This is a genomic window from Cognatishimia sp. F0-27, from assembly GCF_020667845.1.
In the GTDB taxonomy this organism is placed as follows: Bacteria; Pseudomonadota; Alphaproteobacteria; order Rhodobacterales; family Rhodobacteraceae; genus JAFMPQ01.
The window spans coordinates 1-13,116 of record NZ_JAFMPQ010000006.1 but is presented as its reverse complement, the minus strand read 5'-3'; the positions used below and the strand labels follow the sequence as shown (position 1 = coordinate 13,116).

The 13,116-nt window shown below is 64.1% G+C and carries 9 protein-coding genes; 6 read left to right on the top strand and 3 right to left on the bottom strand.

All coding sequences use genetic code 11. The features are described from left to right. Positions 1-30 precede the first annotated feature (30 nt). Positions 31-951, top strand: a complete 921-nt coding sequence (gene truB / locus J1C49_RS04815) for a tRNA pseudouridine(55) synthase TruB (protein WP_227444675.1) — start codon at positions 31-33, stop codon at positions 949-951. Positions 952-1,089: 138 nt separating this feature from the next. Here truB and J1C49_RS04810 read toward each other — a convergent pair whose 3' ends face one another. Next, positions 1,090-2,283 (bottom strand): tetratricopeptide repeat protein, encoded by a 1,194-nt coding sequence (locus J1C49_RS04810; protein WP_227444674.1) that lies wholly within the window; start codon positions 2,281-2,283, stop codon positions 1,090-1,092. A 289-nt stretch (positions 2,284-2,572) separates the two neighbouring features. Continuing rightward, the gene (locus J1C49_RS04805) at positions 2,573-3,241 is read right to left on the bottom strand and encodes a Crp/Fnr family transcriptional regulator (protein ID WP_227444673.1); all 669 of its coding nucleotides are present in this window, start codon (positions 3,239-3,241) and stop codon (positions 2,573-2,575) included. A gap of 108 nt (positions 3,242-3,349) precedes the next feature. On the opposite strand from J1C49_RS04805, the gene J1C49_RS04800 reads away from it, so the two are divergent. The 5 genes from J1C49_RS04800 to J1C49_RS04780 all read left to right on the top strand — a co-directional run bounded on the left by J1C49_RS04800 (position 3,350) and on the right by J1C49_RS04780 (position 10,304). Beyond that, positions 3,350-6,358 carry an adenylate/guanylate cyclase domain-containing protein gene (locus J1C49_RS04800; RefSeq protein WP_227444672.1) on the top strand — a complete coding sequence of 1,003 codons (3,009 nt, stop codon included), beginning with the start codon at positions 3,350-3,352 and terminating at the stop codon, positions 6,356-6,358. Then, positions 6,342-7,499 carry a YcaO-like family protein gene (locus J1C49_RS04795; RefSeq protein ID WP_227444671.1) on the top strand — a complete coding sequence of 386 codons (1,158 nt, stop codon included), beginning with the start codon at positions 6,342-6,344 and terminating at the stop codon, positions 7,497-7,499. Before J1C49_RS04800 ends, J1C49_RS04795 begins: the two co-directional genes overlap by 17 nt. Then, on the top strand, positions 7,496-8,224 hold the full coding sequence (locus J1C49_RS04790) for a TfuA-like protein (protein WP_227444670.1): 729 nt from the start codon (positions 7,496-7,498) through the stop codon (positions 8,222-8,224). The genes J1C49_RS04795 and J1C49_RS04790 overlap by 4 nt, the downstream gene beginning before the upstream one ends. A 409-nt stretch (positions 8,225-8,633) precedes the next feature. Beyond that, positions 8,634-9,722: a hypothetical protein gene (locus tag J1C49_RS04785; protein ID WP_227444669.1), complete on the top strand. Its 1,089-nt coding sequence runs from the start codon at positions 8,634-8,636 to the stop codon at positions 9,720-9,722. An 18-nt stretch (positions 9,723-9,740) separates the two neighbouring features. Next, positions 9,741-10,304 carry a hypothetical protein gene (locus J1C49_RS04780; RefSeq protein WP_227444668.1) on the top strand — a complete coding sequence of 188 codons (564 nt, stop codon included), beginning with the start codon at positions 9,741-9,743 and terminating at the stop codon, positions 10,302-10,304. Positions 10,305-10,570: 266 nt separating this feature from the next. Here J1C49_RS04780 and J1C49_RS04775 read toward each other — a convergent pair whose 3' ends face one another. Then, the gene (locus J1C49_RS04775; RefSeq protein WP_227444667.1) at positions 10,571-12,775 is read right to left on the bottom strand and encodes a cyclic nucleotide-binding domain-containing protein; all 2,205 of its coding nucleotides are present in this window, start codon (positions 12,773-12,775) and stop codon (positions 10,571-10,573) included. Positions 12,776-13,116 lie beyond the last annotated feature (341 nt).

The following is a 13,116-nucleotide window of genomic DNA, read 5'->3' as shown; positions in this document are numbered from 1 at the left end:
CCCGCGCGCCTCACCAACAGGGAGCAGGCCATGGGTCGCAAGCGCAAGGGGCGGGATATTTCGGGCTGGCTGGTGGTGGACAAACCTGCCGGGCTGACGTCGACCGCCGTGGTCAACAAGGTGCGGTGGGCATTTCAGGCAAGGAAAGCGGGCCACGCCGGCACACTCGACCCCGAGGCCACCGGTGTTCTGGCGGTCGCGCTTGGCGAGGCGACAAAGACGGTGCCCTATATCACGGACGCCCTGAAGGCGTATCGGTTCACGATACGCTTTGGTGCCGCGACCAACACCGACGACGCCGAGGGAGAAGTGATCGCCACCAGCGATGCACGCCCCGAGGATGACCAGATCAAGGACGCGCTCAACCGCTTCGTCGGCGAAATCCAGCAAGTGCCACCCGCCTTTTCTGCAGTCAAGATTGACGGTGAGCGCGCCTACAAGCGGGCGCGCGATGGCGAAACCGTGCAACTGGACGCCCGCCCGCTCTGGGTCGAGGAGCTGGTTCTGATCGACCGCCCGGACAGGGACACCGCCGAGCTCGAAATGGTCTGTGGCAAGGGGGGCTATGTGCGGTCCATTGCCCGCGATCTCGGAGAGGCGCTCGGGTGCTATGCGCATGTGGAGCGTCTGCGGCGGACGTGGTCGGGCCCGTTTGACGCCGAAGAGGACGGCATCAGCCTCGAGAAGATCGAAGAGCTGGCGCATGACCCGGCCTTGGATGCGTATCTCAAGCCGCTTGAAGCCGGGCTCGCGGATCTGCCGGAACTGAGGGCAACCGCCGAAGGTGCGGCGCGTTTGCGCCACGGGAACCCGGGCATGGTGCTGGGCGGGGACGTAGAATATGGCGACGAGGCCTGGGCGTCCTATGACGGTGCTGCGGTTGCGGTTGGCACGTTCCGCGCGGGGAGCCTGCATCCCGCACGCGTGTTTGTGACAGAACAGTCGGACTGACGGGTCCCGGAACGGGCCGTTTTCGGATACGGCGAGCGCGCGCCCCGGTTTTCCGGCCGCGCGGCGTCTACGGGCACGCGGATCGTGTCGAGAATTGACGTGAGCCCCTTTTCAGACGCCGCAGCTGGACCTTTTCGTCTAATGCAGCACCGTCCTCTGCCACGCGGCCAGCGGCACGTGATCGCCGAACACCGGACGGCGCAGCGCAAGCAGACGCCGCGCTTCTTCTCCGCGTCCCATCTTGAGCAAGGCGTGGAGCATGCTCAGTTCCAACAGATCGCGTTGCGCGCGGCTTCCGCCGAGCCGCGCATGATCCGCCAATGCCACGGTGAGATGGGCGACGGCCTCTGACCACGCAGATCGGGTGATCGCGGCGAAGGCCTCGCCACAAGCCTGCACAATCTCTGCCAATGGCCCTTTCGCGTTTTCAAGAACCGCGTGTAGCGCCTCGGGATTGCCCGCCATGGCGTGCGCGAGCGCCGCATGGAATTCGACAAAGGCGAGCCCGCCATTGGGAAAGGCATCAAGCGCATAGCGGCTCACTTCTTGCCACCGCTCCGGAGCCACGGTTTGACCGGCCAGCTCTGCCCGGTAGAGAATTGCCGCAGCGTCCGTCAGCTTGATGATCGGCGCGGCCTGCGATGCGCTCGGGCGGATATGCGCATCGACCGCCTGCCAGAGCCTGTCCATGTCGTCCTGCTCCATGGCCCAAAGCGCAGAATGCCAGGCCAGATGCGCATGCAGCAATCCCTTCGGGCTGTATCCGGGAAGCCACGCGTCGAGATAGGCCCGACCGGTCTCGGTTTCGCCCGCTTCGTAATAGGTGTGCGACCGGACATGGGCGGCATGCGCGTTTTGCGGACGGAGAGCAAGCGACCGGTCGATCATGTCGGAGGCCTCATCGAGCCGCCCGACTTCGCAGAGCGAAAACGCGTGCTGGCTCAGAATCCACCAATCCTCGTCGCCGTAATGCGGCAGCAGCGCGGCAGTATAGGCCAGTTGATCGGCCTCGCGCCCGGGCATGCCGGAAAACCCGATCAGGCCAAAGACGCTTGTGCAAAGCTGCGCAATCAGCACGTCGCGCGGATGGCTGCGCACATGCTCGCGCACCGCTTCTCGCGCGCCGGCCGCGTTCCCGTCGATCAGCAGCCCCATGGTGTGCAGATGTGCCGCCTGCTTCGCGGGCAGGCCCTCGGCAAGCTTGCGCGCATCGCGCATCGCCTCCCTAGCACCGACCATGTCAGCGCCGATCATCCGAGCCCGTGCCAGACCGACGTGGCCCAGTGCAAAGCCAGGATCCGCCTCAACCGCCCGGGCAAATCGCTCGGTCATGTCCGGCATCCCGGAAAGTAGCGAATCCAGCCCTGCATCATAATGATCACGCGCCTTCTGCGATGTGGTCAAAAGGGCATTGTCATATCGGTCGCACAGCATGGCGCTCTCCTCGTCTTGGGGCGAGATACCGGCAAGGCCTTCTCGCATATGCCTTGTCCCGAGCGGCCCGGCCAATCGAGGCTATGATCGCAAGCCTAACATCGGCGCGAGAAACTCCCGAACGGTTTTTCCTGTCTGGACAGGGCAGAGGCGCGGCAAAGCGTGTCGCCTGCGCGCAAGACTGGTGTCAGACGAAATCCGCGTCCTTGATCTCGAGCAACGCTTCAAGGTCGCGCACCGTGATCCGGCCCCTTGCCAGTTCTACAATCCCCTCGCGACGCCATTCCGACAGGGTTTTTGAAACGACCTCGCGCGTGACGCCAACAAAATCGGCCAGTTGAGCCTGCGACATACTCACGTCCCGCCCATCCCCCATGAGGAACACCAGCTTGGATGCCAGCCGGGCTGCGGGGGCGAGGAAAACTTGATCCTCGACCTGTTGGCTCATCCAGCGCAACCGCTGGCCCGCCAGACCGAGAAGTTCCTTGGCCAGTGCCGGGTCATGCGCGATCGCTGTGAGGAGGGCCGATTGCTTGATCGCACGCAGCTCAGACGGTTTCACCGCCTCCACGCGCGCGGTGCGCGGGCCCGGGTCCAGCAGGGCAATCTCGCCAAAGACATGTCCGGGCTTGAGCCGGTTCAACGCAAGCTTGCGCCCCGAAGACGACAAAACGCTCACTTCGAGAAGCCCGGAATCGACGATGTAAAGACGGTCGTCGAAATCGCCCTGGTCGAAAAGCGCCTCTCCACTGTGCAACCGCATACGGCGGATGCTGTTTGCAGCGAGGCGCCCGCCCTCATCGGATGGGTCGAACAGGAAGGAAAAGCTCTGTTCTTGCTGGGGCTGCGCGGTCATGTGGTCACAGTTAGCGACTGAATTGACCGTGCGGAAGTGAATTGTTTCACATACGGCGATTTGCAACCATGCCATGAAAGCCGAATTGGCCATGAGGATGTGCACACCGTGTCGCTGTTCAAGAAACGCGCTGACAAGACGCAGAGCAAACCGGACGAGGATGGCGAACGGCGCCAGCTGACAGTGCTCTTTTATGACATCGTCGGCTCGACGTCGCTCGTGACCGACCATGATCCCGAAGACCTGCGCGCCGCGCTCAACCGCATTCACATTGCCGCGCGCAACATTTTCGCCGAACATGGCGGATCGCTCGAACAGGTCCTCGGCGACGGCGGCATGGTCTATTTTGGCTGGCCGGACATCAGCGAAGACGCGGCCTTGCAATCGGTCGAAGCCGCGCTCGCCTTGCTCGACGCCCGAGCGGAAATTCCGCTCGCTCCCGATATCCGCATCGGGATCGCCACAAGCGTGGTTGTCATGTCGACGGATGGCGCTTCTGCCAGCGCCGGGCAGCTCGGGGCGGTCGGCGTTGCGCCCAACCTTGCCTCACGGCTCGAATCTGTTTGTGGAATCAATGAGGTGCTGGTCAGCGCAGCGACCCACGCGCTGACCCATCGGGCGATCCGATACACCGCCCGCGAAGGTCTCGCGCTGCGGGGCTTTCCCGATGAAACCCGTGCGTGGCGCGCAACCGGGCGGATCGATGCGCGCACGCGGTTTGCGCGCGATCGGGACGCATCCGCGACGCTTTCGGGCCGCGCTTCCGATATCGACATGCTGGCCAAGCTCTGGTCCGACGCCGAAACCGGGGCGGGCACCGCAATCCTCATCGAGGGCGAACCGGGGATCGGCAAGTCGCGCATGGCCGCCGAACTCATCGCGCTGGCCAAGGCGGCCCGGGTCGTCATCCTGCAATGTCAGCCCCGGACAGAGGCCGACGCGCTGTTCTCGGTGATCCGCATGTATGACCAGGCATACGAAGACGGTGCGGACGACGCGCTTGCCAAGGCGGCCGTGCACTGTGCCGACGCGCTTGGTGCGCTGGAAGAGAGAGAAACCCTCAGCCCAGAGGCACGACGCAACGCGATCATCGGAGCCGTGAGCGAAGGCTTCATCGCGCTCGCACGTCAGAAACCGCTGCTGCTTTTGGCCGAAGACCTGCATTGGGCCGACGAGGTGACGCTCGCCGCACTGGAACGGCTGGCCTGTACGCTGTCGGGAGAGCGGTTGCTGCTGGTGGCGACGAGCCGCCCCAGCGATCGGCTGGTCGACCTGCGCGAATACATGCGGGTGCTCGACCTTGGGCCGATCGACGCCCAATCGGCACGCGCGCTGATCGCCTCGGTCGCCTGGACAACACTGACGGACCAGACCCGCGACTGGATCATCGAGAAAGGCGACGGCAATCCGCTGTTCCTGATCGAGCTGACGGCGCATGCATGCGACGTCGCCGCCGCCGGTGGCGCGCTTGACGCGCATAGTGGCGCACAGCTTGGCAGCTTGCGGGACCTGCTCGCGGCACGGCTTGAGAGCGCGGGGCGCGCAAAACGCACGGCGCAGATCGCTTCGGTTCTCGGACGGGATTACCCGCTCCACCTGCTGGTGCGTCTGACACGGGATTACCCGCCATTCGAGCTTGATGCGGACCTGCAACGGCTCAACGACCACGGGCTCAAGGAAGCCATCAACAATGGCGAGGTCTACCAGTTCCGTCACGCTCTGATCCGCGATGTCGCCTATGATAGCCAGCTGCGCGCCGTGCGCAGGCGACTGCATGGCCAGATCGTCGATCTGGTGGACGCGGACCCGAGCCTGACCGATGACGTCCCCGCGATCCTTCTGGCCGAACACTGCCTTGCGGCAGACCGGGTTCTGCGCGGGATTGGTCTGCTGATTGACGTGGCCGATGACGCGATTCGCCGCTCCGCGCTGCATGCCCCGCGCGCGCTTCTGGAACGCGCGTTGACGCTGGCCGCCGGGCTGGACGCATCGGACGAGCGCGATGGGCTGCGCCTGCGCGCCATCGCCTTGCTGGGGCCACTTGTGACGTTGCTGGATGGGCATCGCGCCGCCGCGTCTCTCTATGACGAGGGACAGGCGCTTTATTTCGAGCGCCCTGTGGACGCCCGCCAACGCTTCTTCCCGGTTCTCTGGGGGTGGTGGTTCACCGCCAGCGACCTTCTCGAACAAACCCGCCGTTCGGAGATCCTGATCCGTTACGTGCCGCCGGATGCGGATCGGGAATCGCGTCTACAGGCCTTGCATTGCGGATGGGCCACCTTGTTTGACGGCGGGGCGCATGATCGCTGCCTTGCTGCCATTTCCGAAGGCCTGGCGCTCTATGATCCGCAAGAGGGCGCGCGCGCGCGGCACCTCTACGGGCATGACGCCCGGGTCTGCGGTCTGGGCGAGCGGGCGTTGTGCGCATGGTTGACAGGGTCTCTGGAGGACAGCGCAAAGGCCATCGCAGCGTGCGAAATCTGGAGCGATAAGACCGACCATCTCGGCAGCCGTCTTCACGGGCTCGACATCGCCATGCAAGTTGCGGTGTTCCGACACGACCTGGAGGAGATTGACCGGATTCTTTCGCGAATCGAGTCCCTTGCCGGAGCGGACGCCGCGCCTGCGATCGCGGCCAAGCGGCAGATCTTCCGCGGTTGGCGTGCGGCGCGGGCCGGGAATGGCGGCCAGATCGACGCAGTGCGCGAAGGGTTACGGGCACTGCGCAGCTTCGGCGTGCTCGAAGACACGCCGTTCTATGCCGATATTGCCGCAGACATCGCCGCGCGTGACGGCCAGCGCGATCAGGCGCTCGGCATGCTCGAAGACGAGATCGCACAGGCGCGGGAGACCGGGCTGACCTATTGGTTGCCCGAGCTGCTGCGGCGCAAGGCCGTTCTGAGCGGCGGCGGGGCGGTTGCAGGCGCCGCGCTCGAAGAGGGCGCGACAGTCGCCCTCGAACAGGGCGCCCACATGCTTCTGGCACGCAACGTCGCAACCTGGCACGCGCTCTCCATAAGCGTGCCCGACGCGGTGCGGCATGCCGCGAAACAGCGTGTTCCCGGTATCTCGGATTGCCCCCTGCGCACACAGGTCCTGCATGCGCTGGACCTCTGAGCAGCCCGATGCGGCCACCCTCACCCGCGCACTTCATGCGCGCCCCGTGCAAGCACTGGCCACAGATGCGTTCTGGGCGCGATTGCGCCCGCGATTGCCCGCGTTCGGGATCACCCGGATGGCCGATATCACCGGTCTGGACAGGCTCGGCTTCCCGGTGGTGCAGGCGGTCCGACCGCTGGCCCACTCCAACGCTGTCACGCAAGGCAAGGCCGACACACGGGCTGGCGCCGCGGTTGGCGCGGCACTGGAATGCCTCGAAATGGCGGCGGGGGAACGGCCCTCCCGACTACCATCCGCGCCGCCGCACGATCCGGCGCTCTGGCGCGCGCTTGCGCCGGGCGCAGACTGGCCGACCGCCGACACGCCCTTCGTTGCCGCCTGGGAGCTGAGCACCATGCGCCGCGCTGCGGTTCCGCGGGATCTGCTGAACACCGATTTTACCCTTGGAGCCGAAGCGGAGGTCGCGCCGATCCTGCGCCAATCCGTCGGGCTTGGCGCCGGCACAACGCTTGCAACAGCGCTGATGCATGGTCTTCTCGAAAGCATCGAGGCGGATGCACGCATCCGCGCCGACGCGCAAGACAACTGGCAACGGCGCGCCTTTCCCGCCGGTGACCCGCGCAGCGCCCCGCTTCTCGACACTCTGGACAAAGCCGGACTGCGGGCCGCGCTCTGGCAGGCACCGGCCGCCCTTGCGGGGATCACGGTCGTCCGGGTGCAGGTCATGGAAGAACCCGGGAGCGCCGCCCTGCCCCTGCCCGCTTCGGGCTTTGCCGCTCGTCCGGATGCAGGCGCCGCGATTGCCGCCGCGCTGGCGGAGGCCGTTCAGGCCCGCCTCGCCGTCATCTCCGGCGCGCGCGAAGACATCACGACCCGCTTCTATACCCATGGCTACCCGCCTGACGTGCTGAGGGCGGAATGGGCGCGCCATGCGATGACCTCCAGCCCGGTGCTGCGCGACCGGAGCGGTGCAGACGAAGCAAGCGCCGCACCGACGACGCTGGCGATGCTGGTGGAAGACATCGCGCCGGTCTTTGCCGTCGTCTTGCACCATGACCCGGACCTTCCGCTCACGATTGCACGAGTCTTTGCGCCATCGCTGATCCTCGACCCCTTGCGACTGGAGCATGCGGCATGACCACACCGGCGGGCGCAGGTCGCAGAACACGCAAACCCGTGGTCTTTCTCGGGCCGAGCCTGCCTGTTGCGGAAGCCCGAAAGATCCTCGATGCGGAGTATCGTCCTCCAGCCGGGCAAGGCGACCTCTATCGCGCGAGCCTTGATCGGCCGCCTGCCCTCGCGTTGATCGACGGGATTTTCAAGGATGCGCCCACGGTGCGCCATCGGGAAATCCTCTGGGCGCTGGGCGCTGGCATTCCGGTTTTCGGCGCGGCGAGCATGGGCGCGTTGCGTGCCGCCGAACTCGATGCTCACGGCATGATCGGGATTGGGGTGATCTTTCGTTGGTATCGCCGCTTTGCGCTTCTGCCCGATGACGCCGTCGCGGTGACGCATATGCCTGCGGAACTCGGAGCCCAGCCGCTATCAGACGCACTCGTTGACATTCAGCGCAGCCTGTCGCGGGCGCGGCGATCCGGAGCGCTCGACAATCGCGCAGCCGCGGCCATGCTGCGCGCCTGTGCCAATCTGCCCTTTCCCGAGAGGCGCCTGCCGGCGGAGGCTGCTCCCTTCCGCGTGCCGCAAAAGGCGGCGGATGCCCGAGCGCTTTTGACACGGTTGGCCGCGCTGGCAGAAGCCGATACATGGCCACGCCCCGACTGTCCGGAGCCACCGCTTGTGCATGCATGGCTCGACGACCTGCATGACAGCGGGCTGCCCCTCCCCCAGCGCGGCGCGCCCTGAGCCGCAAACGCCCCCCGCCAATCCAAATCAAGCTCCTTGCCCTGTGTTGCTCCGGAAGCTTCGGCGCGGCATCATACAGCGTTGCCGTGCCCGTCTCAGGCTTGAAGGGCGCGGGTCCAATTGTCCTGTGACATGCCACCCCTTCCGGGTCGGGCCCACGCAACGCCGGAACCTCCTGTCTGTGAATAACTTCACAGATCGCAATCTGGTTGTATGGTTAACAAAAGATAATACAGATTCGTTGTATTGATTTGTGGAGTATCGCGCGTTGGTGGCCTCTGAACAGAGCTTGGGCACTCGGTTTCTCTTGTATCCCCAATCACCAAGCACACCTGGCTATGACAAGCCCGAGCTTGTCTGGGTTTCGGACCCCCAGGGCTCCATTCTTGCGGGTCCCGCAAATGACCGCATGTATGTCGTGCGTCCCAATACGGACAAGGCCCCCTATAACTATCCTTACCTGCCGCCTTACAACGGTGGGCGTTACCCTCCGGCCGAACCCTCGCCCGATGGGCACTGGGATCATATTCCTCCCGATAGCCCCGCGTTCCTCGGGGTGCATGTGTTCGGCTGCGTCGCGCGGGTCTTGGATGTCTGGGAAGGATATCTGGGCAACCGGATCAATTGGCATTTCGCGAGCACCTACGACCGGCTCGAGATCATTCCCCTGATAGAGTGGGACAATGCGCAATCGGGCTACGGCATGCTGGAATTCGGCTACAAGCCTACTCCGGATGGCCGCCGTGACCTCTATGCGCTCAATTTTGACGTCATTGCGCATGAGATCGGGCATTCCATCCTGTTTTCCGAGATCGGACTGCCGAGGCCCGGATTGCCACCTGGACCGGATCTTTTTGCCTACCACGAAGGCGTGTCCGACCTTTGCTCGCTGATCGCCATGTTGCATTTCGACACCGCGATGGACCGCCTGCTGCGGCGTGGGTCGGGAAACCTGATGGCGCTCAACGAATTGAACCGCGTGGCCGAGCTCGCCGACGAGCGGCAAATCCGCATCGCCGGCAATGCCCGCAAGCTTACCGAGGTCGGCAACGAGGTGCATGACAGGTCCCGGCCTTTCACTGGCGGAATTTTCGATACGCTGGTCGAGACCTATCACGATCTTTGCGTTCAGCGCGGGCTTGTGGATCTTCCGCGAGGCTCCATCCCGGACGCGCGCGATATCGACAGCGACCTGTCGCACACTTTTGCCTCGGCCTTCCGGGCCGATTACGACCTGAAGCATTTCCATCTCAAATCCGCGCTGGCCGACGCGCGCGATATCGTGGCGATGGGTTTGGCGGCATCCTGGCACAAGCTTGACAGCGAGACGCTGACCTACGCCGATGCGGCTTTTGCGGTGTGTGACGCGCTTCAGGAACAAGGCCAGGGCGAGGCCGCCGAGACCGCAGCAGAATGTCTTGCCTGGCGCGAGATCATCACCCCTTACGACACGTTCTCTTTGGGCCGGACGCAATCCCGGTCCGCTCAATGGTTTTAGTCAAAAAAGGAAACCGTCATGGAAGATATTCTCTCGCTGATCCCGGAGACGTATTACGATCCGTCCGAGGTGGTGCTGATCGGCTCGCACATGCACCCGTCGCCAAACGTCACCACCACGGTCACATCCGATGGCAAGGCATCCATATTGCTGACGGATGAGAACCAGGGGGATCTGGCCAAGGGCTACATGAGTGTCCGGTCGGATTTCGCCAACCGCCTCGAACTCAAGGCCGTGCCGATCGACGTGGCCGAGGGTGAAAAGGCGCCGGTGCCGACCATGGCGCTGATCTATGCCTACGGCTACGAAGGCCACAGCTACCGTCTCGCCAAACCGCGCATCATGATCGTCAAGGGTCATGGCGAACCCTACGAGGCGACGCGCGACAAGGCTGTTTCGGATTCACTGACTGGCCAGCTCTACATGTGGCGGCTGTCAAAGCATGAACAAACGATCTCGATCGAAGTCGAAAGCGGCGATCTGGAAAAGCTTGTGCTCGAAGCCAACCAGCCCGGCAACCGTGCCGTGAATTCATATGCCGCCCATATGCAGATGGCCCATCGCGGCGGCAAGCTCGGCTAAGACCCCGATCTGACACGCGAAGAGCGTGGGCGAGGCGCTCTTCGTCCCCCTTGTCCGGTCCCGCGCGGCCGGGGTGCCGCACCTCGGGGCGAGGAACAGTGTCAAAGGGTCCTGCAAAGCGGGGTCAATCGCGCAAGACGCGCCTCTTTGCTCTTTGTGCGTTGTGTTCCTGCGCTCGCTGCGCCTTCTCCTCCCGGCCGAAACGGTTTCAGGCGGAACAGCGCGTTATCGCTCCAGCCGTGGGGTGTTCGGCCTTGGTCCGGCGTTCAGGCCTGCAACATCCGGATAAGACGGGTATTGGCCGCCACCCGTTCGGCAAGCACCTGGGCAAAGCCCGCATGCAGCTTGCTCGACAGATACGGCGCCTCTTCGAGCAACCGCTTCGCCTGATCCGGCGAGAAGCACCACAGCACACAATCCGTGCCCGCGCTGACGGTCGTGCTGCGCACGCCGCTCGTGAAATAGGCAATCTCGCCGATGATCGTGCCGGCCCGCAGCCTGCGCAGCTTGCGTGGTCCCCCTTGTCCTTCGACGTAAACGTTGGCCTCCCCGGTTTCGAGGAAATACACCTCCGCCGCCTGCTCGCCCTCGGCCACGATGATCCGCCCTTGCGGCACGTCGACCCGCTCCAGATACTCCAGCAGACGGGCCGCATCTGCCGCGTTCCCGACGATCTGGACGAGCACATTCTCGATCCCCGACGGAGTGGTGACCCCGTCGGACATATGCGTCGCAATGACATCGTCCTCGAACTCCGAAAGGGCCGTGTTCATGTCAGTGCTGTGCGAAAAGCCGCGACGGGTATCGAACGCAAGGCCCGAGCGTCGGAACACGCCCGCGACGGTCGTGTTCATGCCGGTCATGGCGGCGCGCACCTGCGCCGCCTCCAACTCGTCGGCAATCCGTTCAAAGGTCACAACGGCCGTGGCGTCGATGCCGCTCACGGCTTCGAAATCGATCACCAGATACGTCACTTCATGCCGCAACACGGCGGTCTTGATCCGCTCGCGAAGGCGGTGCGCCGTGCCAAAGAAGATATAGCCCTGCAGGCGCATGATGACGACGGACGCCCCATACTCCTTGAGCACCCGCAGCTCTTCCGGGCTGCGCTCCGTCGAGCCGTGGAACACGTCGCCCGACAGCGCGTTGCGCACCGGATCCATGCGGCTGTAATCGACCACGAAAAGAGCGGCCCCCGCAACGAGGCCGAAGACGGTGCCCTCAAATAGCCCGAACATCGCGATGACGAGAAATATCGCCAGCGTCAGACAGGCCTCGCTGATCGGGGTCACGCGCATCTCGCGCAGCAACCATTCGTGCAAAAGCCCGAAACCAACCCAAAGCATGCAGCCGGCAAAGATCGGCAGCGGCAGGACGGACAGGATGCTGGCGCCGAACATGAAGACCAGAAGCACAAACGCCCCGGCCACCAGCGAAATGGCGCGATGCGGTTTGGCAATGCTGAAGCCCGCAAGGGTCGAGGCCACCCCGTGATAGCCCGGCAAACCGCCCAGCGCGGTGGCAACGAGGTTGGACAGGCCCAGAACCTTGAGTTCCTGATCGAGACGCAGGTCTCGACGCGCCTTTGCCTCAAGCGCCGAACTGCTCATCAGGAAGGCCGCAGTGGCCAGCACAATCATGGTGCAGATCGGAAAGATCTGGGCCGTGATGTAGCCAAGATCGGTATTTCTCAGCTCCTCAAGCTGGACCGGTGGCCAGAACAATCCGCCCTCCGGCAGGGTTGCCGTCCAACCGGTCTCCGCCAAGGTTGCAAGATCGACGCCAAGATAGGCTCTCACCGCGTGAAACAGCGCGAGAGAGCCGCAGATGACTCCGCCGACAACGAGATTGAGCGGCATGACCCGCGTGCCAAGAAACAACGCGGCACCCACTGAAAGCGCCACGCCTGCCTTGGCCAGCACCGGAGACTCGAGCAACTCGGGCAAGCGGTCCAGCGTGACGACACCGCCGAGACAGATGCCAATCGCACCGATCACCACAAAATACCCCGTTCCGGCAAGAAACCCTGCGAGAACGGGCCTTGGGGCAAAGCGCATGACCGCCGCCAGACGCAGCGTGCCAAACACGTAGAGCGATATCGAAAAGGCCAGCCCGGATATCGAACACAGGATGACAATTTCCGGAACGCTCACCACACCGGCCCCGGCAGCGCGATCTGCCACCACGGCAACGAGTATGGCCCCTATGGCCGCGCTCGGCACATCCTGCACCATCGGGACCAACCCCGGAAAGCCTGAGAACAGACCCAGGATGACGCAAAGGACCGTGGTCCCCATGAGGGCCATGCCGATCACCACGGAGGTCGCCTCCGGGGTCACCGCCGCCGTGACCAGTGTGGCGTGAGTGATTGAGAAAACTGTGGCCATAAGCCCGGCCAGCAACCCGGCCTGAGCCCGCGCAACCCAACCCGATTGCGCCGGCGTGTTCAATGATCCGGATGCAACCGTCATGGTGTGTCCCCGTGGCTTATTCTTATGATCTTGGCGGTCAATGGTGGCTTGCCGCAATCCCGGATGCGACATTTTCGAAGACGCGGCACCGTCTTGGCAACCCTGCGGGGAAATCAACTGAATATTTCCCCTCAAAGGTGTTGAGGCACCGGATGACAAGGCCGGGCCACCCCCCCTTGGCACAATCAGGGACTTCAAGCCGTGCGCATTGCAGCTCAGAGCTTCATGGGAACAAACCGACAATGTAGGCGAACTGCGCCGCTTTCAGAGCCCGACAAACGGTGATGCGTGCCCATGTTTCAAGCTCTCCACGGGCGACGCCGCCAGACGGACACGGCGAC

Bases quoted from the DNA above. Each gene is read 5' to 3' on its own strand.
- J1C49_RS04780 (WP_227444668.1), top strand. From the start codon at position 9,741: ATGGAAGATATTCTCTCGCTGATCCCGGAGACGTATTACGATCCGTCC.
- J1C49_RS04805 (WP_227444673.1), bottom strand. From the start codon at position 3,241: ATGACCGCGCAGCCCCAGCAAGAACAGAGCTTTTCCTTCCTGTTCGAC.
- J1C49_RS04790 (WP_227444670.1), top strand. From the start codon at position 7,496: ATGACCACACCGGCGGGCGCAGGTCGCAGAACACGCAAACCCGTGGTC.
- J1C49_RS04795 (WP_227444671.1), top strand. From the start codon at position 6,342: ATGCGCTGGACCTCTGAGCAGCCCGATGCGGCCACCCTCACCCGCGCA.
- J1C49_RS04810 (WP_227444674.1), bottom strand. From the start codon at position 2,283: ATGACCGAGCGATTTGCCCGGGCGGTTGAGGCGGATCCTGGCTTTGCA.
- J1C49_RS04775 (WP_227444667.1), bottom strand. From the start codon at position 12,775: ATGACGGTTGCATCCGGATCATTGAACACGCCGGCGCAATCGGGTTGG.
- J1C49_RS04785 (WP_227444669.1), top strand. From the start codon at position 8,634: ATGTATGTCGTGCGTCCCAATACGGACAAGGCCCCCTATAACTATCCT.
- truB (WP_227444675.1), top strand. From the start codon at position 31: ATGGGTCGCAAGCGCAAGGGGCGGGATATTTCGGGCTGGCTGGTGGTG.